Origin of the sequence: Roseomonas gilardii (genome assembly GCF_001941945.1) — a bacterium.
Taxonomy (GTDB): domain Bacteria; phylum Pseudomonadota; class Alphaproteobacteria; order Acetobacterales; family Acetobacteraceae; genus Roseomonas.
Genome location: NZ_CP015583.1, coordinates 3,776,927 through 3,803,386, shown reverse-complemented (window position 1 = coordinate 3,803,386; position 26,460 = coordinate 3,776,927). Strand labels below are relative to the sequence as shown.

The 26,460-nt window shown below is 70.9% G+C and carries 21 protein-coding genes; 13 read left to right on the top strand and 8 right to left on the bottom strand.

The window, feature by feature from the left end; genetic code table 11:
* The first annotated feature begins 268 nt into the window (after window positions 1–268).
* The 10 genes from RGI145_RS17235 (at window position 269) to RGI145_RS17190 (ending at window position 11,830) form a co-directional block, all read left to right on the top strand.
* The gene (locus tag RGI145_RS17235) at window positions 269–1,888 is read left to right on the top strand and encodes an ABC transporter substrate-binding protein (protein WP_083670880.1); all 1,620 of its coding nucleotides are present in this window, start codon (window positions 269–271) and stop codon (window positions 1,886–1,888) included.
* 13 nt (window positions 1,889–1,901) lie between these two features.
* The gene (locus tag RGI145_RS17230) at window positions 1,902–2,849 is read left to right on the top strand and encodes an ABC transporter permease (protein WP_075799332.1); all 948 of its coding nucleotides are present in this window, start codon (window positions 1,902–1,904) and stop codon (window positions 2,847–2,849) included.
* Window positions 2,850–2,862: 13 nt separating this feature from the next.
* Window positions 2,863–3,768: an ABC transporter permease gene (locus RGI145_RS17225; RefSeq protein WP_208863890.1), complete on the top strand. Its 906-nt coding sequence runs from the start codon at window positions 2,863–2,865 to the stop codon at window positions 3,766–3,768.
* A 5-nt stretch (window positions 3,769–3,773) separates the two neighbouring features.
* Window positions 3,774–4,865: an ABC transporter ATP-binding protein gene (locus tag RGI145_RS17220; RefSeq protein WP_237183120.1), complete on the top strand. Its 1,092-nt coding sequence runs from the start codon at window positions 3,774–3,776 to the stop codon at window positions 4,863–4,865.
* A gap of 11 nt (window positions 4,866–4,876) precedes the next feature.
* Window positions 4,877–5,875 carry an ABC transporter ATP-binding protein gene (locus RGI145_RS17215; protein WP_027280850.1) on the top strand — a complete coding sequence of 333 codons (999 nt, stop codon included), beginning with the start codon at window positions 4,877–4,879 and terminating at the stop codon, window positions 5,873–5,875.
* On the top strand, window positions 5,875–6,576 hold the full coding sequence (locus tag RGI145_RS17210) for an isochorismatase family protein (protein ID WP_075799330.1): 702 nt from the start codon (window positions 5,875–5,877) through the stop codon (window positions 6,574–6,576). The genes RGI145_RS17215 and RGI145_RS17210 overlap by 1 nt, the downstream gene beginning before the upstream one ends.
* Entirely contained in the window at window positions 6,576–7,286 is a 711-nt protein-coding gene (locus tag RGI145_RS17205; protein ID WP_075799329.1) for a cysteine hydrolase family protein, read from the top strand. Before RGI145_RS17210 ends, RGI145_RS17205 begins: the two co-directional genes overlap by 1 nt.
* Window positions 7,283–8,281 (top strand): asparaginase, encoded by a 999-nt coding sequence (locus RGI145_RS17200; protein ID WP_075799328.1) that lies wholly within the window; start codon window positions 7,283–7,285, stop codon window positions 8,279–8,281. Before RGI145_RS17205 ends, RGI145_RS17200 begins: the two co-directional genes overlap by 4 nt.
* A 121-nt stretch (window positions 8,282–8,402) precedes the next feature.
* Window positions 8,403–11,105, top strand: coding sequence for a DNA translocase FtsK (locus RGI145_RS17195; RefSeq protein WP_075799327.1), 2,703 nt, complete (start codon window positions 8,403–8,405; stop codon window positions 11,103–11,105).
* 80 nt (window positions 11,106–11,185) lie between these two features.
* The gene (locus RGI145_RS17190; protein WP_156878585.1) at window positions 11,186–11,830 is read left to right on the top strand and encodes a hypothetical protein; all 645 of its coding nucleotides are present in this window, start codon (window positions 11,186–11,188) and stop codon (window positions 11,828–11,830) included.
* A 91-nt stretch (window positions 11,831–11,921) separates the two neighbouring features.
* Here RGI145_RS17190 and hppD read toward each other — a convergent pair whose 3' ends face one another.
* The gene (gene hppD / locus RGI145_RS17185; protein WP_075799325.1) at window positions 11,922–13,043 is read right to left on the bottom strand and encodes a 4-hydroxyphenylpyruvate dioxygenase; all 1,122 of its coding nucleotides are present in this window, start codon (window positions 13,041–13,043) and stop codon (window positions 11,922–11,924) included.
* A 116-nt stretch (window positions 13,044–13,159) separates the two neighbouring features.
* On the opposite strand from hppD, the gene RGI145_RS17180 reads away from it, so the two are divergent.
* Window positions 13,160–13,642, top strand: coding sequence for an Lrp/AsnC family transcriptional regulator (locus tag RGI145_RS17180; protein ID WP_075799324.1), 483 nt, complete (start codon window positions 13,160–13,162; stop codon window positions 13,640–13,642).
* Between the two features lie 67 nt (window positions 13,643–13,709).
* Here RGI145_RS17180 and RGI145_RS17175 read toward each other — a convergent pair whose 3' ends face one another.
* Window positions 13,710–14,612 carry a LysR family transcriptional regulator gene (locus tag RGI145_RS17175; protein WP_075799323.1) on the bottom strand — a complete coding sequence of 301 codons (903 nt, stop codon included), beginning with the start codon at window positions 14,610–14,612 and terminating at the stop codon, window positions 13,710–13,712.
* 310 nt (window positions 14,613–14,922) lie between these two features.
* Between RGI145_RS17175 and hutI the strand changes: the two genes are divergently transcribed.
* Together hutI and RGI145_RS17165 are read left to right on the top strand one after the other, a co-directional pair.
* Window positions 14,923–16,170, top strand: a complete 1,248-nt coding sequence (gene hutI, locus RGI145_RS17170; protein ID WP_075799322.1) for an imidazolonepropionase — start codon at window positions 14,923–14,925, stop codon at window positions 16,168–16,170.
* The gene (locus tag RGI145_RS17165) at window positions 16,167–17,537 is read left to right on the top strand and encodes a formimidoylglutamate deiminase (protein WP_075799321.1); all 1,371 of its coding nucleotides are present in this window, start codon (window positions 16,167–16,169) and stop codon (window positions 17,535–17,537) included. The genes hutI and RGI145_RS17165 overlap by 4 nt, the downstream gene beginning before the upstream one ends.
* A 39-nt stretch (window positions 17,538–17,576) precedes the next feature.
* Here the strand turns inward: RGI145_RS17165 and RGI145_RS17160 are convergent, their stop codons facing one another.
* The 6 genes from RGI145_RS17160 to RGI145_RS17135 are packed head-to-tail and all read right to left on the bottom strand — an operon-like array spanning window position 17,577 to window position 26,458.
* Window positions 17,577–18,557, bottom strand: coding sequence for a 2-hydroxyacid dehydrogenase (locus tag RGI145_RS17160; RefSeq protein WP_075799320.1), 981 nt, complete (start codon window positions 18,555–18,557; stop codon window positions 17,577–17,579).
* Between the two features lie 51 nt (window positions 18,558–18,608).
* Complete coding sequence (locus tag RGI145_RS17155; protein WP_083670878.1) at window positions 18,609–19,283, bottom strand: GntR family transcriptional regulator; 675 nt, start codon at window positions 19,281–19,283, stop codon at window positions 18,609–18,611.
* Between the two features lie 59 nt (window positions 19,284–19,342).
* On the bottom strand, window positions 19,343–21,256 hold the full coding sequence (locus RGI145_RS17150) for a response regulator (protein WP_075799319.1): 1,914 nt from the start codon (window positions 21,254–21,256) through the stop codon (window positions 19,343–19,345).
* Window positions 21,253–22,989 (bottom strand): response regulator, encoded by a 1,737-nt coding sequence (locus RGI145_RS17145; RefSeq protein WP_075799318.1) that lies wholly within the window; start codon window positions 22,987–22,989, stop codon window positions 21,253–21,255. Before RGI145_RS17145 ends, RGI145_RS17150 begins: the two co-directional genes overlap by 4 nt.
* The gene (gene cheB / locus RGI145_RS17140; RefSeq protein ID WP_075799317.1) at window positions 22,986–24,035 is read right to left on the bottom strand and encodes a chemotaxis-specific protein-glutamate methyltransferase CheB; all 1,050 of its coding nucleotides are present in this window, start codon (window positions 24,033–24,035) and stop codon (window positions 22,986–22,988) included. The genes RGI145_RS17145 and cheB overlap by 4 nt, the downstream gene beginning before the upstream one ends.
* A 59-nt stretch (window positions 24,036–24,094) precedes the next feature.
* Entirely contained in the window at window positions 24,095–26,458 is a 2,364-nt protein-coding gene (locus RGI145_RS17135) for a hybrid sensor histidine kinase/response regulator (RefSeq protein WP_075799316.1), read from the bottom strand.
* Window positions 26,459–26,460: the final 2 nt, after the last annotated feature.

The window sequence follows — 26,460 nt, the reverse complement described above, 5'->3', positions numbered from 1 at the left end:
ATTTTCCATGCTCCCAGTGCTGGACAAGGATGAAAGCCGTTGTTCTGGCGTCATAAGCGGCGCGCGCTGTGGGACATCGGCGCGCATCTGCCGCGCGCTGTGGCATTCCCGCCGGGTGAAATGCCGCCCGGCACGGCACGGATCGCGGCCCGTCCCGCGTCGGCGTTGCGTGCTGCCCTGGCCGGCCGCGTCGCGCGAAATCTGGCACGGCGATTGCTGACACGGAAAGCAGAGATTCCGATCCGTCCTGCCGGGACAAGGAGAGAAGATGACGGTGCCATCCCTGCGCCTGGGTGCGACGCGGCTGTGTGCGACCCGTTTCGGCGTCACCCTGGGCCTGATGACCACGCTGCTGGGCACCGTGGCGCCCGCCTCGGCGGAAAGCGTACTGCGTGTGGCCATGACGGCGGGCGACATCCCGCTCACCGCTGGCATGCCGGACCAGGGCTTCGAGGGCTGGCGCTTCGTCGGCTACAACCTCTACGACTCCCTGATCCTCTGGGACCTGTCGAAGGGCGACAAGATCGCCGATATCAAGCCGGGCTTGGCCACCGAATGGCACATCGACCCCAACAACAGCCGACGCTGGATCTTCACCCTCCGCAAGGGTGTGAAGTTCCACGACGGGAGTGACTTCAACGCGAAGTCGGTGGTCTGGAACATGGAGCGCATGACCAAGGAGGGCGCGCCCCAGTTCAATGCACAGCAATTCGCCTTCGCCCGCAGCTACCTGACCAACTTCGCGGGCGTCGAGCAGATCGACGACTACACCGTCGCCTTCACCACCAAGCAGCCGGACAGCATCTTTCCCTACAACCTGTCCTTCCTGATGATGGTCAGCCCCGCCCGTGCGGAGGAGCTGAAGAACGACGCCAACGCCTTCGCCAAGAATCCCTCGGGCACGGGCCCCTACCGCTTCTCCCGCATGGTGCCGGGCGAGCGGCTGGAGCTGGTGGCGAACAAGGAGTACTGGGACAAGGCCCGTGTCCCGAAGCAGGACCGGCTGGTGCTGCTGCCGATGCCGGAGGCATCGACGCGCACCGCTTCGCTGCTTTCCGGACAGGTGGACTGGATCGAGGCCCCGGCGCCCGACACCATCCCCCGCCTGAAATCCTCGGGCATGCAGGTGATCACCAATGCCTATCCGCATAACTGGGCCTACCAGCTCAATTTCGTGGACAAGCCCTTCAACGACATCCGGGTGCGGCAGGCGGCCAACTACGCGCTGAACCGGGATGATATGGTGGAGATGCTGGGCGGCGTCGCCTTGCCGGGCTACGCCACCGTGCCGCCCTCCACCGCCTATTACGGCAAGCCGGTGAAGTACGAGTACAATCCGGACAAGGCCAAGGCGCTGCTGAAGGAGGCCGGCTGCGTCCCCTGCAACGTCACCTTCGCCATCTCTACCTCCGGCTCCGGTCAGATGCAGCCGCTGCCGATGAACGAGCTGGTGAAGGCGCAGCTGGAGGAGGTCGGCTTCAAGGTCAACCTTCAGGTCATGGACTGGAACGCGCTGCTGCAGGTGGGCCGCGAGGGCGTGGACAAGCACCACGACATCAACGGCATCAACATCACCCGCGCGACGCAGGACCCGTTCAACGGGATGTTCCGCTTCATCATGAAGTCGCAGTGGTCGCCGGCAGGCAGCAACTGGGGGCATTTCGAGGACCCGCAAGTCGATCAGCTGGTCGCGGAGGCCATGAACACCTTCGACCCGGAGAAGCGTCTGCCGATCCTGACCAAGGTCCACGAGCGCATGAACGAGCAGGCCGTGATGATCTGGGTGGCACATGACCTGAACCCGCGCGCCCTGTCGCCCAAGGTGAAGGGATTCGTGCAGGCGCAGAGCTGGTTCCAGGACCTGACGCAAGTCACCGTGCAGCCCTGAGGGACAGAGTTCCATGCTGGTCTACGTCCAACGCCGTCTGCTGGCCGTCCTGCCGATCGCGCTGGGCGTGTCCATCATCTGCTTCCTGCTGGTCTATCTGGCGCCCGGCGACCCCTTGCAGACCATGCTGCCGCCGGACGCCGATGCCGAGACGGTCGCGAAGCTGAAGGCGCTCTACGGCCTCGATCGGCCTCTGCCGGTCCAGTACCTCTCCTGGCTCGGCAGCGTGCTGACGGGCGATCTCGGGCGTTCCATCGCCACGGGGCGCCCGGTGCTGGAGGAGATCCTGCGCTCCCTCGGCAACACCGTGCTGCTCTCCCTGCTCGCGGTGCTGATCGCTTTCCCGGTGGCCATCGCGCTGGGCGCCATCGCCGGCTACCGCGCCGGAAGCTGGCTGGACCGGATGGTCACCGGCACCGCCATCCTCGGCGTCTCGGTGCCGAACTACTGGCTCGGCATCGTGCTGGTGATCCTCTTCTCGGTGGAGGCGCAGATCCTGCCCGCCTCCGGCATGGGGCCGGGCGGCTCCGCCTCGATCGGCTGGAGCACCTTGCCCTTCATGATCCTGCCGGTGATCACCCTGTCGATGATCCCGGTCGGCATCATCGCCCGCACCGCCCGCTCCGCGATCACCGAGGTGATGGCGCAGGAATTCGTCACCACGCTGCGTGCCAACGGACTGCCGGAAAGCAAGGCGATCCGACACGTGCTGAAGAACGCCTTGCCGCCGATCCTGGCGGTGATGGGGCTGCAGTTCGGCGCGCTGATGGGCGGCTCCATCCTGGTCGAGACGGTCTTCGCCTGGCCAGGCACCGGCTTCCTGCTGAGCAAGGCGATCCTGACGCGCGACATCCCCGTGCTCCAGGGCACGATCCTGGTGCTGGCCATGATCTTCGTGGTGACCAACCTCACGGTCGATCTGGTGCAGACCGCCATCGACCCCCGAATCAAGCGTGTCTGAGGAGAGCGGCGCCATGAGCAGCACCACCGCCGGCCGGACCTCCCCCACGGCCATTCCGGACAGCATCGGCCTGCCCAAGGTCCGCGGCTACTGGGGCACCGTCGGCTACCGCCTGCGCTACGACTACGTGACCCTCTTCTTTGGCCTGGTCCTGCTGACCATCATCCTGCTGGCCGTGGCGGCGCCCTGGCTGGCGCCCTTCGATCCCTACAAGGAAAGCATCGTCCGCCGGCTCAAGCCCCCCGGCTACATGGGCCATACGCTGGGCACGGACGAACTCGGGCGCGACATGCTCTCCCGCCTCCTCTATGGCGGGCGGCTGACGCTGCTGATGGGCTTCGTCCCCGTGGCCATCGCCACTGCGGTCGGCGGCGGGCTGGGCGTGCTGGCGGGCCTCGTCGGAGGCCGCACCAACACGCTGATCATGCGGGTGATGGACGTCTTCTACGCCTTCCCCTCCATCCTGCTCGCGGTCGCCATCTCGGGCGCCATGGGCGGCGGGATCGGCAACGCCTTCATCGCCCTTTCCCTCGTCTTCATTCCGCCGCTCTGCCGCATCGCGGAAAGCGCCACCACCCAGGTTCGCTCGCTGGATTTCGTGGACGCGGCGCGCGCCACCGGCGCCGGCATCCACCTCGTGCTGTGGCACCATGTGCTGGGCAACGTGCTCGGCCCGGTGCTGGTCTATGCCTCCGGCATGATCAGCGTCGGCATTCTGCTCGGCTCGGGCCTCTCCTTCCTCGGCCTCGGCGTGAAACCGCCGGAGCCGGACTGGGGCCTGATGCTGAACACGCTGCGCCAGTCGATCTATGTGAACCCGCTGGTCGCCGCCATGCCCGGCATCGCGATCTTCATCACCTCGGTCAGCGTCAACATGGTCAGCGACGGGCTGCGCGCCGCGATGGATGTCCGGATCTGATGAGCATGAGCCAGACGACCCTTTCCCCGGCCAGCTTCCGTGACCCGCGCGATGTCGGCGGCCCGGCCCAGCCGCTGCTGGATGTGCGCAACCTGCAGAAGCACTTTCCGCTGCGTGGCGGCGCCCTGCAACGCGTCACCGGCCATGTCCGCGCCGTGGACGGCGTGTCCTTCCGTGTCATGAAGGGCGAGACGCTGGGCATCGTCGGTGAATCCGGCTGCGGCAAGTCCACCCTGGCCCGCCTCCTCACCCGCCTGATCGTCCCGGACAGCGGCGAGCAGATCTTCGATGGCGAGGAGGTCGCCACCCCGCGCGGCATCTCCGTTGCCGCGATGCGCAAGCAGGTCCAGATGGTGTTCCAGGACTCCGCCTCCTCGCTGAACCCGCGCATGCCCATCCAGGGCTCCGTGGCCTTCGGCCCCATCGCCCATGGCGTGCCCAAGGGGGAGGCCCTCTCCCTGGCGCGGGAGCTGCTGCTGAAGGTTGGCCTCAACCCGGCGCTGTTCGGCCCGCGCTACCCGCACGAGCTCTCGGGCGGGCAGAAGCAGCGCGTGAACATCGCCCGCGCCCTGGCGCTGCGACCGCGCATGGTGATCCTGGACGAGGCCGTCTCCGCCCTGGACAAGAGCGTCGAGGCGCAGGTGCTGAACCTGCTGCGCACGCTGAAGCGGGAGCTGAGCCTCACCTACATCTTCATCAGCCACGACCTCAGCGTGGTGCGCTGGATCAGCGACCGCGTGCTGGTGATGTATCTGGGGCAGGTGGTGGAGATCGGCCCGGCCGAGGATCTCTACCGCGCCCCGAAGCACCCCTATACGCGTGCGCTCCTGGCCTCCCACCCCTCCATGGACCCGGACCACCGGATGGAGGAGCCGCCGCTGACCGGCGATCCGCCCAACCCGATCAACCCGCCCTCCGGCTGCCGCTTCCGCACCCGCTGCCCCTTCGCCGAGGAGGTCTGCGCCGCGAAGATGCCGCAACTGGGCGACACCGACGCGCCCGGCGCGCATTGCGCCGCCTGCCATATCCAGGACCCGGGATCGGGTCACAGCCTGGCCGGCCGGGCAGACCTCGTCGCGGCACCACTGGTGCATTGAGGGAGGACGGGATGAGCGCGACCGCACCGCTGGTCGAGGTCCAGGACCTCAATGTCCGCTTCGTGACGCGCGAGAGCACCGTGCGCGCGGTCAATGGCGTCAGCTTCGCCATGGCGCCGGGCGAGGTGCTCTGCATGCTGGGCGAGAGCGGCTCCGGCAAGAGCGTCACCATGCGCGCACTGATGCGCCTGCTGCCGCCGAAGCGCGCGGTGATCGACGGCAAGGTCCGCATCGCGGGCCAGGACGTGCTGGCGATGGGTGATGGCGATCTGCGCCGCTTCCGTGGGGGCACCGTCTCCATGATCTTCCAGGAGCCGATGACCGCCTTCGATCCGGTGGCGCGGGTGGGCGACCAGATCGCCGAGGTCGTCGCCCTGCACAAGGGCGTCAGCCACAGGCAGGGCCTCGCCCGGGCGCTGGAACTCTTCGACCTGGTGAAGATCCCCTCCGCCCAGCGCCGCCTCGATGCCTACCCGTTCGAGCTGTCGGGTGGTCTGCGCCAGCGCGCCATGATCGCCATGGCGCTGAGCTGCGAGCCCAAGCTCCTCCTGGCCGACGAGCCCACCACCGCGCTGGACGCCACGGTGCAGATCCAGGTGCTGATCCTGCTGCGCCGCCTGCAGCAGGAAATGGGCATGTCGGTGATCTTCGTGACGCACGACCTGGGCGTCGCCGCCGAGATCGCCGACCGCGTGGCGGTGATGTATGCCGGCCGCGTGGTGGAAACCGGCCCGGTGCGCGAGGTGCTACGCGACCCGATGCACCCCTACACCGCCGGCCTGCTCGCCTCCACCGTGCACAACCAGCCGCGCGACCGCGACCTGGAGACCATCCCGGGCGCACCGCCCGACCTGCGCAACCTGCCCCCTGGCTGCAAGTTCGCCCCGCGCTGCTCGCTGGCCACGTCGGAATGCCTGGCCGGCGAGCCCTCGGCCCGCCATCCGGCCCCCGGCCGCATGGCCCGCTGCGTGCGCGTGCCCGACGCCGCCCTCACCCCGGAATTCGCCTGATGCACAAGATCGCCATCCCGCAGAGCATCGTGGACCGCGTCGTTGCCCGGCGCGGCACGGCGCATCCCTTCGCGGAGCTGGACCCGAAGCGCACCGCCCTGGTGGTGGTGGACATGCAGAACGGCTTCATGCGCGCCGATCTCGGCTTCGCGCCGGTGCCCACGGCGGTGGAGATCGTGCCCGCCATCAACCGCCTCGCCACCGCCCTGCGCGATGCCGGGGGCGCGGTCTTCTGGATCCGCAACACCTTCAACGCCCGCTCCGCCGCGGAATGGTCGGTGCTGGAGGACTACACCCTCCCCGAGCGTCGCGAGGCCCGCGCCCGTGCGATGAGCGAGGGCACAGAGGGCCATGAGCTCTGGCCTGATCTGGAGGTGAAGCCAGAGGATACGGTGCTGCGGAAATACCGCTACAGCGCCTTCATCCAGGGCTCCTCCGACCTGCCGCGCGTGCTGCGGGAGCGGGGCTTCGACACGGTGCTGATCACCGGCACGCTGACCAATGTCTGCTGCGAATCCTCGGCCCGCGACGCGATGATGCTGAACTTCCGCACCATCATGGTCTCCGACGCCAATGCCGCCCTGACCGACGAGGAGCACAACGCCACGCTGGTCAACTTCTATGGCAGCTTCGGCGACGTGCTGAGCACGGAGGAGATCGTGGACGCCCTCGGCCGCGCCGGCCGGAAGGCCGCCGCCTGATGAACCGGACGCGCATCCCCGAATTCGTCCGGCAGCGCGTGCTGGCCAAGTTCGGCACCGAGCACCGCTTCGCCGATCTCGACCCGGCGCGCACCGCGCTGGTGGTGATCGACATGCAGAACGGCTATCTTGACCCCGCTCTGGCGCATGCCTTCGTGCCGGGCGGCACGGATATCGTGCCGAACATCAACCACCTCGCCGCCAGGCTGCGCGCGGCCGGCGGTGCCGTGTACTGGGTGCAGAACGCTTCCGACAAGGAATCCCGCCACGAATGGTCGGTGCTGGAGGAATCCGTCTCGGAGGCCCAGCGTGCCGCCCGTGTCCGCTCCATGGCACCCGGCAGCGCGGGCCATGCCTTCTGGCCGGGGCTCGACATCCGGCCCGGCGACATGGTCGTGCCGAAATTCCGCTACAGCGCCTTCATCCCCGGCGCGGCGAAGGGCGGGCCGGATTTCGCCGCCCTGCTGCGCGAGCGCGGCATCGAGACGCTGCTGATCACCGGCACGCTGACCAATATCTGCTGCGAGACTTCCGCCCGCGACGCGATGATGCTGAACTTCCGCGTCATCATGGTCTCGGACGGCAATGCCGCCGTGACCGACGAGGAGCACAACGCGTCTCTCATGAACATCTACCTGACCTTCGGTGACGTGATGAGCACCGCGGAGATCGAGGCTGCGATCGCCCGCAAGGCGGAGGCTGCGGCATGAGCCGGCCGCGCGTCGCTTTCATCGGCACAGGGGGGACCATCTCCTCCCTCGGCAAGGGGCCGCTGGACACGGTGGATTACGGCTCCACCGGCAACATGATGGATGCCGAGGCCATCCTGGCCCGCTTCCCCGAGGTGCAGCTCGTCGCCGATGTCTTCCCGGTGCCCTTCAGCGCCGTGCCCAGCCCGAACATCCATTTCCCGGAATGGAAGGCGCTGGTCCTGCTCTGCGACAAGGTCGTGGCGGAGAATCCGGGCCTCGCCGGCATCGTCATCGGCCACGGCACCGCCTCGCTGGAGGAAACGGCCTACGCCCTCCATCTCGCCGCCAAGGTGCCGGTGCCGATCGTGGTCACCGGCTCGCAGCGCCCCGCCTCCGCCCTCTCCACCGATGCCGGGCTGAACCTGGTGAACGCGGTGCGGGTCGCGGCCGATCCCGCGGCGCGCGGCATGGGCGTCATGGTCCTGCTGAACGACGAGATCCAGTCCGCGCGCGAGGTCACCAAGACCTCGACCGGCCGGATGCAGACCTTCCGCTCCCCGGATTTCGGCGTGCTGGGGCAGGCGGATGGCGACCAAGTGGTCTGGTATCGCAAGCCGCTGCGACTCGGGGCTCCGGAGACGGTCTTCGACATTCGCGCGCTCGACGTCCTGCCGCGGGTGGATATCAGCTACGCCTATGCCGGGGCGGACGGCACGGCGGTGCGCGCCTTCCTGGCCGCCGGAGCGAAGGGCATCGTCTCCGCCGGCTTCGCCCCCGGCTTCTGCGGCCCGGGCGACCTGGAGCCGCTGAAGCAGGCGGTGCAGGACGGTGTGATCGTCGTCCAGTGCAGCCGCGCCGGCTCCGGCCGCGTCTTCCCCAGCACCAAGCTGAAGGAATACGGCTTCCTGACCGCCGACAACCTCAACCCTCAGAAGGCGCGCATCCTCCTCGCCATGGCGCTGACGGTGACGCGGGACCCCGCCGAGGTGGCGAGGATCTTCGCCACCTACTGACCGGGGGTTGTGGCTTCCCGGCCTCTGCGGGCGGCCAATCCCTTGCTGCGGTTGAGAAAAGCGGTACGCGACAGGTATTTGGCATGCTAGGCTGAGGCAAGGTCTCAGCTTGGGTTCCCTGATGTCGCGTGCCGCTACCGATCGCTCATCCTCTCCGAACGGGCGCTTTTCCGGAGCCGCCCAGCGCTTCGCCTCGCCGGCCGTGCGGGCGGCGATCCGGCGGCGCGGCGGGGAGTTCGTGGGCGTGCTGCTCGGCCTCGCCGGCCTGGCCCTGGTCGTGGCGCTGATCTCCTACAACCCGGCCGACCCCTCCCTTTCCACCGCCACGACGCGTCCTCCCCGGAACCTCGCCGGCCCGGTCGGCGCCATGCTTTCCGATGTGCTGCTGCAGGGCTTCGGCTGGGCCGGATGGCTGCCGGCGGCCTGCCTGCTCTGCTGGGCGCTGCGCCTCGGCACGCATCGCAGCCTGAAGCCCTTCGCCGGCCGTGTCGCGGCGATGCTAGCCGCCCTGCCGGTGCTCGCCTCCGCCGCCATCCTGGCTGGCCTGCCTGCCTGGGGCTCGGTGCCTGCGGGCGGGGCGGTGGGGCCGCTGGTGCGCGGCACCGTGGACGGCGCCGCGCGCGGCTGGTTCGGCCCCTTCGGCGGCGTGGCCACCGGCGCGGCGACGGCGGTGCTGGGCCTGGTCTTCGGCTTCGTGGCCCTGGGCATCCCCCTCCTGTCCTGGCGCAGGGCGGGCGTCAGCGCCGCCCGGGGCAGCGTGGCGGCCGCGCGGGGCGGTGTCTCGCTCGGCATGGAGATTTCCGAGCGCGCTGCGCGCCGCCGGGCCAGGATGGAGCGGAGCGGCTCCCGTGGCTTCGGGGAGATCTTCTCGCCCTTCCGCAACCTGGGAGGCTTACTGTCACGGCAGAGGCAGGCCTCGCCGGACCTGCAGCACCTGCTGAGCGCCGCCGACGACGCCGCTGCCCGCCGCAGCGCCTCCGCCGCCCGGCCCGGCCCCCGGATTCACCTGCCGCCCGAGGACGCCCCCGCCCGACAGACGCCCCGCCCCGCCTATTTCGAGCCGGAGGAAGAGGATGCGCCGGAGGAAGCGCCGGGCCGCCCCCGGATCGCCATCCCCGGCCTGCGCCTCGGCGGGCGCCGCCCCACGGAGGAGGCAGCCCCGCCTGTCCGCCGCATCGAGCCGCGCTTCGGCCGCGCGCCGGAGCCGGTGGATGACGAGGACGACGACGACCTGCCGCCGCCGCCTCCGCCGCCCCGGTCCGAGCGGATCGCTCCACCGCCCCGCCGTCCTGTTCCGCCGCCCCCCCGGAACCTGCCGCCGGAACACTTCGCGCTGCCGCCGCTGGAGCTGCTGACCGAGGCGCCGCGCCGCCGCGACAGCGGCCCGACCGAGGAGATGCTGCAGAACAACGCCCGCATGCTGGAAGGCGTGCTGGAGGATTACGGCGTGCGCGGCCGCATCGTGGAGGTGCGCCCCGGGCCGGTGGTGACGCTCTACGAGCTGGAGCCCGCGCCCGGCACCAAGTCCGCGCGCGTGATCGGCCTGGCCGACGACGTGGCGCGCAGCATGTCCGTCACCGCCGTCCGCATCGCCACCGTGCCGGGCCGCAACGTCATCGGCATCGAGATGCCGAACGCGAAGCGCGAGACGGTCTATCTGCGCGAACTGCTGGCCGACGAGGAATGGGGCCGGGCGCAGGGCCGCCTTAGCCTCGCGCTGGGCAAGGATATCGGTGGCGCCCCGGTGATCGCCGATCTCGCGACCATGCCGCACCTCCTGGTCGCCGGCACCACCGGCTCGGGCAAGTCGGTGGCGATCAACACCATGATCCTCAGCCTGCTCTACCGCTATGGGCCGGACGAGTGCCGCTTCATCATGATCGACCCGAAGATGCTGGAGCTCTCGGTCTATGACCGCATCCCGCATCTCCTGGCCCCGGTGGTGACGGAAAGCCCCAAGGCGATCGGCGCGCTGAAATGGACGGTGCGGGAGATGGAGCGCCGCTACCGCGCCCTCTCGCAGCTCGGCGTGCGCAACATCGCCGGCTACAACAAGAAGGTCACCGCCGCCCGCGAGAAGGGCGAGCAGCTCACCCGCCGCGTGCAGACGGGCTTCGACCCCGACACGGGCAAGCCGGTCTTCGAGGACCAGCCCCTGGCGCTGGAACCGCTGCCGATGATCGTGGTGGTCATCGACGAGATGGCCGACCTGATGGTGGTGGCAGGCAAGGAGATCGAGGCCTCGGTGCAGCGTCTCGCCCAGATGGCGCGCGCCGCCGGCATCCATGTCATCATGGCGACGCAGCGCCCCTCGGTGGACGTCATCACCGGCGTCATCAAGGCGAACTTCCCGGCGCGCATCAGCTTCCAGGTCTCCTCCAAGATCGACAGCCGCACCATCCTGGGCGAGCAGGGCGCCGAGCAGCTTCTCGGCCAGGGCGACATGCTGTTCATGGCCGGCGTCGGCCGCATGAACCGCGTCCACGGCCCCTTCGTCTCGGATGCCGAGGTCGAGGCCATCGTCGAATACCTGCGCGAACAGGGCGAGCCCTCCTATATCGAGGAGGTCACCGAGGTCGAGGACGAGGACGCTCCCACCGGTGGCCCCGGCGGCGGAGAGGGCGGCGAGCGTGGCCTCTTCGAGCAGGCGGTGGACCTCGTGACGCGGGAGGGCAAGGCCAGCACCTCCTTCGTCCAACGCCACCTCTCCATCGGCTACAACCGCGCCGCCAAGCTCATCGAGCAGATGGAGAAGGAAGGCATCGTCGGCCCCGCCAACCATGTCGGCAAGCGCGAGGTGCTGGTGCGCGGGCAGGACGACTGAGGCCGATCACCCAGGGCGGCACAGGGCCGGGGACCCGTTCCCGGCCCTGTGCCGCCGACAGGAGCGGAGGACCCCCCGCCATGCGCCGATCCATACGCCGTGCCTTGCTGGCCGCCAGCCTGCTGGCCGCCGCCCCCATCCCGCCCGCCATGGCGCAGACCGGCGGCGCCGCGCCGCGGCTGGAGCCCAGCCGCGACGTCGCCGTCACCTACCGGACCCTCGGCGGCAAGCCGGAGCCGGTCGAGGCGGAATGGCTGGCCTCCGAGCGCCTGCTGCGCCTGGAACTGCCGCGCCAGAACGGCTGGGGCGTGCTGGACCGCCGCAGCGGCCAGGCGCGGCTGGTGATGGACAAGATGCGCCTCGTCACCGAGCTTCCGGCCGAGGAGTTGCAGAAGATGGGCCTGCCCGCCGATTTCGGCCCCAACACGCGTTTCACGCGCGAAGGGCAGGCGAAGATCGCCGGGCTGTCCTGTACCAACTGGCGCTATGAGGAGCGCGATGCCAGCGGCCACGCCTGCCTGACGGCGGATGGCGTGCTGCTGCGCGCCGAAGGGCAGGTGCAGGGCCGCCAGGGCGGCATCGAGGCCACCAGCGTCACCTATGCCCGCCAGGATCCGGCACGCTTCCGCATCCCCACAGGCTACCAGACCCTTCAACTGCCCCAGGGCCTGCCGCCGGGCCTCGCCCAGAATCTGCTGGGCGCCATTCCCGGCCTGAAGCGGTAGCGCCTCCACCTCCGGCACTGCCTCGCTCCCAGGGATTGAGCGGCAGGCCGGCGGTATCGGCCGAGGACCGGCTTCGGTCCCCGGCGGAGGTTCAGGCCGCCGCGTGGGCCGCCGACAGCACGCCCCGGCGGAGCTGGTCCTCCTCGATGCTCTCGAACAGGGCGCGGAAGTTGCCTTCGCCGAAGCCGTCATCGCCCTTGCGTTCGATGAACTCGAAGAAGACCGGGCCGATCACGTTGCCCGAGAAGATCTGCAGCAGCAGCCGCGCCTTCCTGTCCTCCACCACGCCCTCGCCATCCACCAGGATGCCGTTCCTCTTCAGCCGGGCGAGGTCTTCGCCATGGCCCGGCAGGCGCGCGTCCACCTTCTCGTAATAAGTGTCGGGCGGCGCGGGCATGAAGCTCAGCCCTGCCCCCCGCAGCCCCTCGATCGTGCCGTAGATGTCGTTGCAGCCGCAGGCGATGTGCTGGATGCCCTCGCCCTGGTAGGCGCGCAGGTATTCCTCGATCTGGCTCTCGTCGTCCGCGCTCTCGTTCAGCGGGATGCGGATGCGCCCGTCGGGGCTGGTCAGCGCGCGGGAGAAGAGGCCCGTGTACTCGCCCTTGATGTCGAAGTATCGGATCTGCCGGAAGTTGAAGAGCCTGCTGTAGAACGCGTACCAGTGGTCCATCCGGCCGCGATAGACGTTGTGCGTCAGGTGGTCGATGTAGAAGAGCCCGGCGCCCTTCGGGAAGGGCTCGCGCTCGCCACTCCATTCGAACTCGGCGTCATAGACCGAGCCGTTCTCGCCATACCGGTCGATGAAGTAGAGCAGGCTGCCGCCGATGCCCTTGATCGCGGGGATGTCGATGGTCTTCGCGCCATCGGTGGGGTCGGCCGGCTCGGCGCCCAGTTCCAGCGCGCGGCGATAGGCGTGCTGCGCATCCACCACGCGGAAGGCCATCGACGGCACGCTGGGGCCATGGCGTTCCGCGAAGCGCGCGGCATGGCTGCCGGGCTCCTCGGTCAGCAGATAGTTGATGTCGCCCTGGCGGTAGAGGGTGCTGCGCTTCGTGCGGTGCCGCGCCACGGCGGAAAAGCCCATCTGGCGGAACAGGGCGTGCAGCTTCTCAGGCTCCGGATGCGCGTATTCGACGAAGCCGAAGCCGTCCGTGCCCATGGGGTTGTGCTCGCTGATGCTCGACCGCGGCGCGTCATGTGGGAAAGGTCCCATTCCTGGATATCCTCCGTTATGGCGCACATCATGCCGTTGGGCTCGCGCAAGCTGCTTGCGAAACCATGCCGGAAACGCTTCATTCGTGCACGAAACACGCACGAAAATCCCCATCCATGCACGAATCTCCGACCCTGGATGCGCTCGACCTCCGCCTGCTCGGGGCTTTGCAGGAGGATGCCCGGTTGACCAATCAGCAGATCGGGGAGCGGATCGGCCTGTCCGCCTCGCAATGCTCGCGCCGGCGGGCGGCGCTGGAGGCCAGCGGGTTGATCCGTGGCTACCATGCCGAGCTGGATGCGGAACGGCTGGGGCTGCACCTGCTGGTTTTCATCCAGGTCACGCTGGCCAGCCACAGCGGCGACAATGCCCGCCGCTTCCGCGACCTCGTCTCGCGGCTGGAGGAGGTGCAGGAGGCCTATGCCATGACCGGCGACGCCGACTACCTGATCAAGGCGGTGGTGCGCGACCTCAAGGGCCTGTCGGTGCTGGTGAACGACGTGCTGCTGCCGCATGAGAGCGTGGCGCGGGTCCGCTCCTCCATCGTGCTCGACCGGCTCAAGGCCTCCGGCAGCCTGCCCCTCGGCCGGCGCGGCTGAGCGGGCGCGTGGCCGCCAGCCCTGCGCGATACCGGGCTGGGAAACCCAGGTCTTCCGCGGTCCGGCATCACGGCCAGCCGGCGCGGAGCCTCTCGTTCAGGAAATCCAGGAAGAGCCTGAGCCGGGGCGTAACCAGGCGCCCATGCGCGTGCACCGCCTGCAGGGGCGGCTCGGGGATGTGCCAGCCGGACAGCACGATCTCCAGCCTCCCTTGCCGCACCTCCGGCCCGATCTCCCAGACGGGCTTCGTCACCAGCCCGGCCCCGGCCAGCGCCAGGGCCAGGGCGACCTCGCCATGGCTGCTGCTGGCCGGGCCGGTGACCTGCACCGCCGCCTCCTCGCCCGCCCGCGACCGTAGGCGCCAGTGGTCCTGGGTGGTGTCGCCGGACAGGACGCAGTCGTGCTGTTCCAGCTCCCGCGGATGCGACGGCCGGCCCCGGCGCGCCAGATAGGCAGGGGCGCCGCAGACGACGCCATGGCTGGGGGCGAGCGGATGCGCCAGGAGCTGCGAGTCGGGCATGGCGCCGGAGCGGATGGCCAGGTCGAAGCCGCCGCTGATCAGGTCCACCACCGTATCCGTGGCGGTGAGGTGGATGCGCATCGCCGGGTGCAGGCGCAGGAACTCCGCGATCAGGGGGGCCAGGACGCGCTGCCCGAAGGCAACGGTGGAGGTGACGCGCAACTGCCCGATCACCTCGCCCCGGCGCAGGGCCAGGGCGGCCTCCATCTCCTCGATCTGGGCCAGGATGCGCCGGCAATGGGCCTGGAAGTCACGCCCGTCCTCGGTGAGGGCGAGGTGCCGCGTGGTGCGGCTCACCAGCCGCATGCCGAGGCGCTGTTCCAGCCGCGCCAGGCGCTTGCTGACGACCGGCAGCGACATGCCGAGCTCGCGGGCGGCCGCGGTCAGGCTGCCCACCTCGGCGACGCGGGCAAAGACCGTGATATCGACGAGACTCTCGACGATGCGCATGACGGTCCTTCCTCTCCCAGGGACGGGCCCGCAAGGGGCGGGCTGGCGTTTTCACCCCGTAACGATGCAATGGCCGCCCGGTCACCCGCGATGTGTCCCTCCTTTGACACATGGGCTGCTCCGGCAGGGGCCGGGAAGGGCGCAGGCGGGCCGGAAATGCTCTACCCTCCTTCCTTCCTGGCTCGTCCCATCCCGTGACGAGACGAAGCCGGGAAACGGGGGGCTACCGCCCCGGGCGTGCCGCTGCCCGCGCGTGCGGCGCGGCCGGCATGGAAGACCGGGTGGTGGCCTGCGGGAAAGGACAGATGCGATGGCCGAAGGGCGCCGTTTCGACCGCGTGTGGCTGGGGGGCAGGCTGCTGACCATGGCGCAAGGAAGCCCCGTGGAGGCCCATGGGGAGGCTGCCATCCTGGCGGGCTGCGGCGTGGTGGAAGGCGGCGCCATCGCCAGCCGGGACGGACGGATCGCCTTCGCGGGACCGGAAGGGGACCTGCCCACCGGTTGGCAGGCGGCGGAGGTGACCGGGCTGGAGGGACGCTGGGTCACGCCGGGGCTGGTGGATTGCCACACGCACCTGGTCCATGGCGGCGACCGCGCGGCGGAGTTCGAGGCGCGGCTCGCCGGCGCCACCTATGCCGAGATCGCCCGCGCCGGGGGCGGTATCCTGTCCACCGTGCGCGCCACGCGGGCGGCGGATGAGGACGCGCTGGTGGCGGGTGCCCTGCCACGGCTCGACCGCCTGATTGCCGAGGGCGTGACCACGGTGGAGGTGAAGTCCGGCTACGGGCTGGAGACGGAGACCGAGCTGCGGATGCTGCGCGCCGCGCGGCGGCTGGGCGAGGAGCGCGCCGTTGGCGTGGCCACCAGCTTCCTGGGCGCCCATGCGGTGCCGCCGGGGATCGGGGCGGAGGACTACACCGCCCTGGTCTGCGACGTGATGCTGCCTGCCGTGGCGGCGGCCGGGCTGGCCGATGCGGTGGATGTCTTCCACGAGAGCATCGCCTTCTCCGCCGCCCAGACCGAGCGGGTCTTCGCCGCCGCGCGCGCCCATGGCCTGCCGGTGAAGCTGCATGCCGACCAGCTGGAGAATGGCAGCGGCGCGGCGCTGGCGGCGCGCTGGGGAGCGCTTTCGGCGGATCACCTGGAATGCGCGGACGAGGCGGGCGCCGCCGCCCTGGCGCGTGCGGGAACCGTGGCGGTGCTGCTGCCCGGCGCCGCCTATACGCTGCGCGAGACCAGCCGCCCGCCGGTCGAGGCGCTGCGGCGGCATGGCGCCCACATCGCCGTGGCGACGGACTGCAATCCGGGCAGTTCGCCGGTTACCTCGATCCTGCTGGCGATGAACATGGCGGCGGTTCTGTTCCGCCTGACCGTGCCGGAATGCCTGGCGGGGGTGACGCGCGAGGCGGCACGGGCGCTGGGCCTGCTGGGAGAGATCGGCACGCTGGAGGCGGGCAAGCGCTGCGACCTCGCCATCTGGGACATCGAGCGCCCGGCGGAGCTGGTCTATCGCCTGGGCTTCAACCCGCTCCACAGCCGCGTGCGCGGAGGAGAATGATGCGCTTCCTGGCCGAAACCGCGCTGCTGGACGGCGAGATCCGCCGCGACGTCGCCATCACGCTCGACACGGAGGGGCGCATCGCCGGCGTGGCCGCGGAGAGCGCGGCGGTGGAAGGCGACGAACGCCTGTCCGGCCTCGTCGTGCCGGGGATGCCCAACCTGCACTCCCATGCCTTCCAGCGCGCCATGGCGGGGCTGGCCGAGCGCGCCGGGCCGGAGGGCGACAATTTCTGGCGCTGGCGCGAGGTGATGTACCGCTTCCTCGCCGTGCTGACGCCGGAGGATGTCGAGGCCATCGCGGCGCAGCTCTACGCGGAATGCCTGCGCCAGGGCTACACCGCCGTGGCCGAGTTCCACTACCTGCACAACGCGCCGGACGGCACGCCCTATGCCGATCCGGCGGAGATGGCCCGCCGCATCGCCGCGGGGGCCGAGGCGGCGGGGATCGGGCTGACGCTGTTGCCGGTGCTCTACCGCCACAGCCAGTTCGGCGGCGCGGAAGCGGCGCCGGGGCAACGGCGCTTCGTCCTGCCGGTCGAGACCTGGGCAGGGATCTGCCGGGAGGCAGCCTCCTGGCCCGGGGTGCGGGTCGGCGTGGCGCCGCATTCGCTGCGCGCCGTGACGCCGGAGGAGCTCTCCGCCAGCGTGGCACTCGCGGCGGAGCTGGGCCCGGACACGCCCATCCACATCCATGTCGCGGAGCAGGTGAAGGAGGTCGAGGACTGCCTCGCCTGGAGCGGCCAGCGGCCGGTGCAGTGGCTGCTCGGCCATGCGCCGGTGGATGCGCGCTGGTGCCTGATCCATGCCACGCATTCCGACGCGGCGGAAACCCTGGCCCTGGCCCGGAGCGGCGCCGTGGCCGGGCTCTGCCCCACCACCGAGGCCAATCTCGGCGACGGCTTCTTTCCCCTGCCGGACTACACGGCGGCGGGCGGGCGCCTTGGCATCGGCACGGACAGCAACGTTTCCACCAGCCCCATCGAGGAGCTGCGCTGGATGGAATACGTCCAGCGCCTGCGCCGCCGCGCCCGCAACGTCACCGAGACACGGCCTGGCGCCTCGGTGGGCCTCGCCTTGCTGCAATGCGCGGCGTTGGGCGGCGCGCAGGCGCTGGGCCAGCCCATGGGGCGCCTGGCGCCCGGCTGCCGCGCCGATCTCCTGGTGCTGGATACGGAGCATCCGGCCCTGGTCGGGCGGGAGGGCGACGCGCTGCTGGATGCCTGGGTCTTCTCCGGCAACACCACGCCGGTCCGCGACGTGATGGCCGGCGGGCGATGGGTGGTGCGCGACGGGGTCCACCACCGGCAGGCCGAGATCGCCAGCCGCTTCGCCCGGGCGATGCGGCGGATCCGCGACCTGGCGTGACCTGGGCCACCGCCGCCGGCTGACGTGGCGCCGCCCCGTTCAGACCGGGTCGATCGCCCCGCGCCCGGACAGCACGCCCGCGATGTTGTCGAGCGTGCGGAAGCCCATGGCGTCGCGCGTGTCCACGGTGGCGCTGGCCACATGCGGCGTCAGGAAGACATTGGGCAGCTCGGCGAGGCGCGTGTCGAAATCCGGTTCCTTGCGGAAGACGTCGAGGCCCGCGGCGAAGAGCTGGCCGGACTTCAACGCCTCGATCAGCGCATCCTCGTCCACCAGGGAGCCACGCGCGGTGTTCACGAAGACGGCGCCCTGCGGCAGCAGGGCGAAGCGTTCCCGGGTCATCAGCGTGCCCGTCCCGGCGCTGGCAGGCAGGTGCAGGGACAGGATCTCCGAGCGCCGCAGCAGGTCGTGCAGATCCGCGACGTATTCGGCGCCCTGTTCCAGTTCCGGCGAAAGGCGGCGGCGGTTGTTGTAGAGGATCCTCATGCCGAAGCCGCGCGCGCGCTGCGCCACGGCCTGGCCGATGCGCCCCATGCCGACGATGCCGAGCGTCTTGCCGCTCGGGCGCAGGCCCAGCAGGTCCGGCATGCCATAGGGCTTGCGCCAGCCCTCGCGCATCACCTGGTCGTATTCGCGTGCCCGGCGGCTGGCGTTCAGGATCAGCATCAGCGCGAGGTCGGCGGTGCAGTCCGTCACCACGTCCGGCGCGTTGGTCACGACGATGCCGCGCGCCTTGGCGGCTTCCACATCCATGTGGTCGAAGCCGGCGCCGGGATTGGCGATCACCTTCAGCCCGTCCGGCATGGCGGCGGCATGGGCGGCGGTGAACTTCACCTTCGGGCCGGAGAAGAGCCCGGCGATGCGCTCCTCCCGGATCACGCGCAGCGCGGTGTCGGCGTCCATGTCCGTCTCGGTGACGATGGCGTCGAACATCTCGCGGGCGCGGGCGGCGACATTGGGCGGCACCCGGCGCGCGACCAGGACGCGCGGCTTGCCCGGGGCTGGCTGATTCTCGGCCATGGTGTCGTGCAGATCCTTTTCGTCAGGGAAGGCCGGGCAGGGCGCGGGGCATCAGCGCTCCGCTTCCGGGAAGGCCACGGCCAGGGAGCGCAAGGCATGGGCACGCATCAGGCGCTCGGCCCGCTCCGCCTCGCCGGCGGCGATGGCATCCAGGATGGCCTGATGCTCCTCCAGGGCCAGCCGGGTTTCCGCCTCCCCGGCCAGGACACGCCGGCTGCCGACATGGAAATAGGCACGCAGGGCCTGCAGGCTGCGGATCAGGAAGGCATTGCCGGTGATCCGGTGCAGGGCGGTGTGAAAGGCGTCGTTGGCCTCGGCCAGCGCGGCGCGGTCGCCCCGGGCCGTCGCGGCGCGGATGGCGCCGAGCCGCTGTTCCAGCATCCGCAACTCGGCCGGGGCCGCCCGGCGGGTCGCCAGTGCCGCCGCCGCACCTTCCAGCGCTGCGCGGATGCGGCCCATCTCCGCCAGCCTGTCGCTGTCGAGGGAGGACACGAAGGTGCCGCTCTTGGGGCGGGTCTCCACCAGCCCTTCGCCTTCCAGGCGGCGCAGCGCCTCGCGCACCGGCTGGGCAGAGATGCCCAGCGCGACGGCCAAGCGGCGCTCGGACAGCTTGGTGCCGGCCGTGAGGCTTCCCTCCACGATCGCGTCCCGCAGCCGCGCATAGGCGCGTTCCGCGAGGCTGGGCGCGGCTTCAATCTCCAGGGGAGCAAGAGAAACGGCTGGCATGAATCTACAATAGCAGACGAGCAGATTCTGTCACCTGCCCGGTGTCCCGCCTGCTCCGTTCAGCCCTGGCCTTCCATCAGCTCCTGGATGCACCGCGCCAGATCCGCCTGCCGGAAGGGCTTGTGCAGCAGCGGGTATTCCTTGGGCAGGTTGTCCAGCTCGGCATAGCCGGTCACCAGCAGCACCGGCATCCGGGGATGGGAGGCCTTCACCGTGGCGGCGAGTTCCGCCCCCGACATCAGGGGCATCGCCAGATCCGCCACCATCAGGTCGATCTCCTCGGTCTCCAGGGTCCGAAGGGCGGAGGGACCGTCCCCGGCCTCCAGGATCTCGTGGCCCAGCTCCTCCAGGAAAGTCGCCGTCACCTCGCGCACCGCGGGGTCGTCATCCACCACCAGGATTCTCAGCGGCCGTGTCCGCGGCAGCGGCGTGGTGCCGGCATGGCTTTCCTCCGGGCCCGGCCGACCGGAGAGCGGCAGGAACAGCTCCACCAGCGTGCCCTGTCCCAGTTCGCTCTGCAGGCGGATGCCACCGCCCGACTGGCGCATCAGGCCATAGACCATGGACAGGCCCAGACCCGTGCCCTTGCCCACTTCCTTGGTGGTGAAGAAGGGCTCGAAGGCATGGCTCAGCACCTCCGGCGCCATGCCGGCACCCGTGTCGCGCACCGAGAGCACGGCGTAATCGCCGGGCTTCAGCTCCGGCACGTCGCCGGCCTCGGCCCTCGCGCGGGCCGTGCCCAGGGTCAGCACCCCACCCTCCGGCATGGCGTCGCGGGCGTTGATGCAGAGGTTGAGCAGCGCCAGCTCCAGTTGCCCCGGGTCCACCAGGACCGGGGCGAGATCCGGGGCGAGATCGTGCTCGATGCGGATCAGCCCGCCCAGGGTGCGGCTGAGCAGGTCCTCCATCCCCTGGACCAGCCCGTTCGCATCCACCGGCCGCAGGTCGAGGTCGCGCTGCCGACTGAAGGAGAGCAGCCTCTGCGTCAGCCCGGAGCCGCGCTCGGCGGCGGCGATGGCATTGCGGAGCTGCCGCTGCTGGCGGGACCCTTCGGGCGCCGTGCGAAGCGCCAGTTGCAGGTTGCCCAGGATCGCCGTCAGCAGGTTGTTGAAGTCATGCGCCACCCCGCCGGCCATGGTGCCCAGCGCCTGCATCTTGTCCGCCTGGCGCAGCCGGGCCTCCAGGTTCCGGCGCTCGGTGATCTCGTGCTCCATGGTCACGAGGAAGGCGGGTGCGTCCTGGCGGATCACCGGCACGCGGCTCACCGCGAACCAGCGCGTTTCGCCCTCCTGGCGCTCCTCCTCCACGGCATCGGCGGAACCGCGCCCGTGCAGGGCCTCCGCCTCGATCCGGGTCAGCGCCTCGGCGGCTTCCGAAGGCAGGAACTCCTGCTCTCGCCGGCCCAGGCTTTCCGCCACGCTGCGGCCCATCGATTCCGCCTTGGCCGCGTTCAGCCGCACGAAACGGCCCTGAGCGTCCTTGAAGGAAAGACGGCCGGGGGAATTGTCCAGCAGCCCGTGCAGCAGGCTTCGCTCGGTTTCCAGGGCACGCGCCAGGGCCCAGCGTTCATGCGCGCTGCCCACCAGCCCGCGCAGTGCCACCGGGTCCCAGGGCTTGGGCGAATAGCCGGCGATGCGCCCCTTGTTGAGCGCGGAGACCACCGCGTCGAGATCGGCATAGCCGGTCAGCAGCAGCGCCTCGGCATGGGTGAGTTCGCGTGCCCGGGCCAGCATCTGGTCGCCGGTCATGCCCGGCATGCGCTGGTCGGACAGGATCACCGAGACGTCCGGTTCGCGTTGCAGCAGCCGCAGCGCATCGGTGGGCGAGGTGGTGGCGAGGACGTCGTATTCGTCCTCGAACAGGTCCTGCAGCGCGGTGACGATCTCTGCCTCGTCGTCCACCAGCAGGATCGTGCCCCGGTGGGTGCCCGGCCGTGCCGGAGCACCGGGGCCATGCGGCGGATGGCTGCTCATGGGGTGGCCCGCAGCGGCACGCTGATGGTGAAGCGCGCACCGCCTTCCGGCGAGGTTCCCACGGCGATGTGCCCCTCATGGGCGCGCACGATGTTGTAGGCGATGGCGAGGCCGAGCCCGGTGCCGGAGCCGATCGGCTTGGTGGTGAAGAAGGGCTCGAAGATCCGCTCCCGCAGTTCCTCCGGCACGCCTGGGCCGGTATCGGCGATCTCGATCACGTATTGTCCGTCCGACTCGCGCGTGGCGATGGTGATCGCCCCCTGGTCCTCGATCGCGTCCGCCGCGTTGCCCACGATGTTCATCACCACCTGATTCAGCAGGGCAGGGGAGCAGAACAGATCCGGACGTGCATCGAACTGACGCCGCACCACGATCCGGTTGGACAGCTTGTGCGTCAGCAGCGCCACCACCGTCTCGATCGCCTCTGGCACGTCGAGCGTCTGGAACCCGCCATCCTCCAGCCGCGAGAACTTGCGCAGGTTCAGCACGAGGTCCTGGATGCGCTTCAGGCCCAGCGTCATGGACTGCGAACGCTGGCGCCCCTTCTCCACCAGCGCCCGCGCCTCCGCATCCTCCGCGACATGCGGGCCCAGCCGTTCCAGCACCCGCTCGACCGTGCCCTGGTGGGCCAGGATGAAGGCGAGTGGGTTGTTGATCTCATGCGCGATGCCCGCCACCAGCTCGCCCAGCGAGGCCATCTTGGCGGCCTGCACCAGCTTGGCCTGGGTGTCGCGGAGCTGCCGGTTCGCCTCCTCCAGCTCCGCATTGGCCCGTGCCAGGGCTTCGGCCAGCGCGGCCCGGGCCTCGGCGGCGACCGCCTCGGCCCGCGCATGGGCCAGCGCCAGCTCCCGCTCGCGCAGCTCGGCATCGATGCGGCGGTTCTCCTCCTGCATCAGCCGGCGGCGCACCACGGTGCGGATGCGCAGCCGGATCGCCTCGGCGCTGGCGGTGGCCGAGACCAGGTCGTCTGCCCCCGCCTCGAAGACCTGGGACAGCATCTCGCGCCCCGTGCTCTCGTCGTTGCCGAGGCCCACGATCTGGAAGGATGGCCCTTCGCCCGGCCCGCTGCGCAGGACGTTCAGGCGGCGGCACAGGGCCACGCCGTCGAAGCCCGGGCTCAGCATGGCGATCACGACGCAGTCCCAGGCGGCGCCTTCCGCCTGGATGGCGGCGAGCGCCTCCTCCGGCCCTGCGACGGCCTGGACGGCATAGCCATCCTGCGACAGCAGGCGGCCCATCCAGGCCCGGCGGGTGGCGCTGTCCTCCACCAGCAGGATGGCGGCGCGGCGGAAGGCCGGCTGAGCCTGCGAGCCGGCGGCCGGCGCCGCTTCCGCGGCGTCCTGTGGCCGGCGGCGCAGCAGCGCCCGCAGCCGCAGCAGGATCATCTCCTGCCCTGCGGCCTTGGAGACATAGGCATCGGCGCCGCTTTCCAGCCCCTGCCGCTCCAGATCCTGCTCCCGCGCATTGGTCAGCATCAGCACCGGGAGCGCCCGGGTGCGCAGGTTCATGCGGATGCGGCGGGAGAACTCGTCGCCGTTGATGCCGGGCAGGTGGTAGTCGGCGATCACCAGGTCGGGCAGCCCGTCGTTCAGCCCGTCCAGCGCCGCCTCCGCCGTGGCCGCGCGCGTCACCGCGAAGCCCTGCTGCTCCAGCATCCGGCGAAGCTGCAGGGCCTGGGTGTCGGAATCCTCGACCAGCAGGATGCTGGCTCCGGCCGTGCCCCCGCCGCTCATGTGCCTGCCTCCGGCATGGCCAGGCGCAGCAGGCGCGGTGCAATCAGGTGCAGCGGCAGGCTCGCCGAGGAACCGCCCAGCCGCACCGCCGCCGCCGGCATGCCATAGACGACCGCGCTGCTCTCATGCTCGGTGATGGTGAAGCCGCCCTGCCGCCGCAACTCCGTCAGTCCCCTCGCTCCGTCCTCGCCCATGCCGGTCAGCAGGATGCCCAGCCCCCTGGCCCCGGCGGCCTGCGCCACGGACTGGAACAGCAGATTGGCCGAGGGGCGCTGGCCGCCCACCGGCGGGCCGGCGCTGACCTGCAACGGACCGGCCTGCGACAACAGCAGGTGCCGGTCGCCGGGCGCCACATAGACATGGCCGGGCAGGGGCGTCACCCCGTCCCGGCCGATTTCCACCTTCAAGGGAACGAGACCGTCCAGCCAGGCGGCGAAGCCCTCCATGAAAGGCGCCCCCATGTGCTGCACCAGCAGGATCGGCGCCGGGAAGCGGGCGGGCAGGGCGCCGATCACCCGCGCCAGGGCGGGCGGCCCGCCGGTGGAGGCGGCCATGGCCACCACCGCCGGGCGCACCGGCGCCGTCATGGGGGGGGCGGGTTCCGGGAATGCGGGGAAGGGCGGCTCGGCGGCGCGGCCGATGGCGCGGCGCCGGATCACCGGCACCTGGCTCATGATGAAGAGCTGGGTGCAGATCTCCTCCGCGATCGCCTCGTAGTGGCGGGAGGACAGGCCGACCGGCTTCTCCACGACCGAGAGCGCCCCGGCGCGCAGTGCGTTCATGGAGATGCGCAGCGAGGCATCCTCCACCGCGTCGGCGATCACCACGATCGGCGTCGGGTTCTCCTCCATGATCTGCCGCGTCGCCTCCAGCCCGTCCATGCCGGGCAGGCGGATATCCATGGAAACGACATCGGGCCGCAGGCGCGGCAACGAGCGCAGGGCCTCCTCCGCCGATTCCACCGCTCCCACCAGCAGCAGGCGCGGGTCGCGGGCGATGATGTGCGTGAGGAGCTGGCGCACCACCAGCGAGTCCTCCACGATCATGACCCGGACGGGCAGCGTCTGCCCCGAGCCGGGCTGCCCGTGAGAAGGGGTAGTGCCGTTCACAGCAATTGCCCGATCGTGGCCAGGAGTTCGCGCTGGTCGAACTTCTGCTTGGTGAGATAGGCCCCGGCGCCCAGCTCCAGGCCGCGCCGGATGTCCTCCTCGTCGGCGCGGGAGGTCATCAGGATCACCGGCAGGCCGGCGAGGCGCGGGTCGTTCTTGATGGCCTGCAGGAGACCGAAGCCGTCCATCCGCGGCATCTCCACATCCGCGAGCACCAGATCGATCACCGCCTCGCCGCCGCGCAGGAGGTTCAGCGCCTCCACCCCGTCCACGGCCAGCAGGACGCGGTAGCCCTGCGCCTCCAGGATGCTCTTCTCCAGGGTCCGCGTGGTGATGGAATCGTCCACCACCAGGATGCCGGCGCGATCGCCGGCCTCCGTACTTTCTGCCGCCACGCCGGAGGGGGCACCGGGGCGCGGCAGCAGGCCCAGCCTGTCGCCCCGCTGCCCGGCGGCCTCGGGCGCCTCGCCATGGCCTTCGCCGGAGCCGCCCAGACCGCGCAGCCAGCGGTCCATCAGCCCTTCGGGGCGCAACAGCGGCACCAGGCTCCCCGCCGGCAGGACCAGGCCGGAGACCAGGGCCGGGTCCAGCCCCCAGCCTCCGCCCGCGCCCGCATCCAGTGCGGAGACCGGCAACGTCCGCACGTCGGAGAGCGCCTCCACCGCCAGCAGGCAGCGCCGCTCCCCGGCCCGCAGCAGGACCGTGCTCAGATGGCCCGCCTCAATGGGCAGCCGGGCGCCGGGAACGCCGAGAAGGGAGGCGAGGTTCGTCACGGGAAGCATAACGTCCCGTCCACCCCATGCGATGCGGGTGGCAAGGTGGCCTTCCGCCCATTGCAGCGCCGCCTCGGGCAGGCGCAGCAGACGCTCCAACCCATGGGTCGGCAGGGCCAGGGGGTGGCCGCCGGCCTCCAGCAGCAGCACGTTCTGCCGGGCGGCGGAGAAGGGCAGGTCGATCACCACCTCCGTCCCCCAGGGATGGCGCCGGCGCATCAGCGCATGGCCGTGCAGCGCCCGCGCCGCCTCCGCCACCACCGACAGGCCCATGCCGCGTCCCGACAGCCGGCCCACCGCCTCGGCGGTGGAGAAGCCGGGTTCGAAGACCAGGGCGAGGAGGCGGTCCTCGGCGGGGGGCGGGGCCTCGGTGCTGCGGGCGGGCAGCAGGCCCTGGCGCACCGCCTGGGCCTCGATGCGCTCCAGGTCCGGCCCGGCGCCATCGTCGAAGACGCGCAGCCGCAGCCGGCCGCCGCCCAGTTCGACACGCAGGCCGACCTCGCCCCGTTCCGGCTTGCCCAGGGCCCGCCGCCGCTTCGGCGGTTCGCCGCCATGCCCCACGGCATTGCGCAGCAGGTGCAGCACCGGGTCCTTCAACGCCTGCAGCACGCGGCGGTCGGCCTCGGTGTCCAGCCCTTCCAGCCGCAGCGCGATCTCCCGGCCCTCGGAGCGTGCGAGGTCGCGCGTCATGGAACCCAGGCCGCCGAGCACCGCCTCGGCCGGGACCAGGGAGATCCGCTCCACCCCCTGGCGCAGGCGGCGCGACAGCTGATCCGCGTTCCAGGCGGCGTCCCGGCCGTCGCGGGCCAGGGCAGCGACGTCCCGGCCCAGGCCGGACAGCGCCAGGTCGAATTCCCGCTGCCGCGCCTCCGTGCCGCCTCCGGACTCGCCGCGCAGGTCCTGCCAGTTCCGGCGCAGCCCCCGCAGCCGGCGCTCCAGCCGGCGCAGCGCCTCCGCCTGCCGGTCCTGCCGCTGCAATTCCCCGGACAGTTCGTGCAGCAGGCCGGACAGGGCATCAACGCGCCCCGCTTCGACCCGCAGATACTCGCCGCCGCCCGGCGCAGGATGCCGCTCGGCGGGCGCGGGCATGGCGGCTTCGGCGGCGGGCGCCGCCTCTGCTCCCCCACCGGGCCGTTCCGCTCCGTCGCGCCGCGCCGGCATGGCGGCTGGAACCGCCGCCTCCGCCCGGCCCTCCGGCGCGGTGCCCAGCAGCGCATCGAGCGCTGCCAGGGCTGCCGCCGGCGGGGGCGGCCCGGCCTCCCCCGGCGGGGTGGCCAGATGCCCGGCCACCTGCGTCTCGACAGCGTCCAGCCCCTGCTGCGCCACGGCCTGGACCCGGGCATCCAGCGCCATCCCGCCCTCGCCCAGCCGGGAGAAGAGCGCCTCCAGCCGGTGCGCCAATTCCTCCACCGCGGGCAGGTCCACCGCCCGGGCGGCGCCTTTCAGGCTGTGCGCGCGGCGGAAGATGTCGCGCAGGTCCAGCGGACGCCCGGCCTCCGCCGCCGCCAGGGCGGCACGGATGGCATCCAGGTGTTCCCGGTGCTCCACCGCGAAGGCGGCCAGCAGTTCCTGGCGGAAGTCGGACATGC

Excerpts from the sequence above, each read along its gene's own strand:
- RGI145_RS17235 (WP_083670880.1), top strand. The coding sequence starts at position 269 with ATGACGGTGCCATCCCTGCGCCTGGGTGCGACGCGGCTGTGTGCGACC.
- RGI145_RS17230 (WP_075799332.1), top strand. The coding sequence starts at position 1,902 with ATGCTGGTCTACGTCCAACGCCGTCTGCTGGCCGTCCTGCCGATCGCG.
- RGI145_RS17225 (WP_208863890.1), top strand. The coding sequence starts at position 2,863 with ATGAGCAGCACCACCGCCGGCCGGACCTCCCCCACGGCCATTCCGGAC.
- RGI145_RS17220 (WP_237183120.1), top strand. The coding sequence starts at position 3,774 with ATGAGCCAGACGACCCTTTCCCCGGCCAGCTTCCGTGACCCGCGCGAT.
- RGI145_RS17215 (WP_027280850.1), top strand. The coding sequence starts at position 4,877 with ATGAGCGCGACCGCACCGCTGGTCGAGGTCCAGGACCTCAATGTCCGC.
- RGI145_RS17210 (WP_075799330.1), top strand. The coding sequence starts at position 5,875 with ATGCACAAGATCGCCATCCCGCAGAGCATCGTGGACCGCGTCGTTGCC.
- RGI145_RS17205 (WP_075799329.1), top strand. The coding sequence starts at position 6,576 with ATGAACCGGACGCGCATCCCCGAATTCGTCCGGCAGCGCGTGCTGGCC.
- RGI145_RS17200 (WP_075799328.1), top strand. The coding sequence starts at position 7,283 with ATGAGCCGGCCGCGCGTCGCTTTCATCGGCACAGGGGGGACCATCTCC.
- RGI145_RS17195 (WP_075799327.1), top strand. The coding sequence starts at position 8,403 with ATGTCGCGTGCCGCTACCGATCGCTCATCCTCTCCGAACGGGCGCTTT.
- RGI145_RS17190 (WP_156878585.1), top strand. The coding sequence starts at position 11,186 with ATGCGCCGATCCATACGCCGTGCCTTGCTGGCCGCCAGCCTGCTGGCC.
- hppD (WP_075799325.1), bottom strand. The coding sequence starts at position 13,043 with ATGGGACCTTTCCCACATGACGCGCCGCGGTCGAGCATCAGCGAGCAC.
- RGI145_RS17180 (WP_075799324.1), top strand. The coding sequence starts at position 13,160 with ATGCACGAATCTCCGACCCTGGATGCGCTCGACCTCCGCCTGCTCGGG.
- RGI145_RS17175 (WP_075799323.1), bottom strand. The coding sequence starts at position 14,612 with ATGCGCATCGTCGAGAGTCTCGTCGATATCACGGTCTTTGCCCGCGTC.
- hutI (WP_075799322.1), top strand. The coding sequence starts at position 14,923 with ATGGCCGAAGGGCGCCGTTTCGACCGCGTGTGGCTGGGGGGCAGGCTG.
- RGI145_RS17165 (WP_075799321.1), top strand. The coding sequence starts at position 16,167 with ATGATGCGCTTCCTGGCCGAAACCGCGCTGCTGGACGGCGAGATCCGC.
- RGI145_RS17160 (WP_075799320.1), bottom strand. The coding sequence starts at position 18,557 with ATGGCCGAGAATCAGCCAGCCCCGGGCAAGCCGCGCGTCCTGGTCGCG.
- RGI145_RS17155 (WP_083670878.1), bottom strand. The coding sequence starts at position 19,283 with ATGCCAGCCGTTTCTCTTGCTCCCCTGGAGATTGAAGCCGCGCCCAGC.
- RGI145_RS17150 (WP_075799319.1), bottom strand. The coding sequence starts at position 21,256 with ATGAGCAGCCATCCGCCGCATGGCCCCGGTGCTCCGGCACGGCCGGGC.
- RGI145_RS17145 (WP_075799318.1), bottom strand. The coding sequence starts at position 22,989 with ATGAGCGGCGGGGGCACGGCCGGAGCCAGCATCCTGCTGGTCGAGGAT.
- cheB (WP_075799317.1), bottom strand. The coding sequence starts at position 24,035 with ATGATCGTGGAGGACTCGCTGGTGGTGCGCCAGCTCCTCACGCACATC.
- RGI145_RS17135 (WP_075799316.1), bottom strand. The coding sequence starts at position 26,458 with ATGTCCGACTTCCGCCAGGAACTGCTGGCCGCCTTCGCGGTGGAGCAC.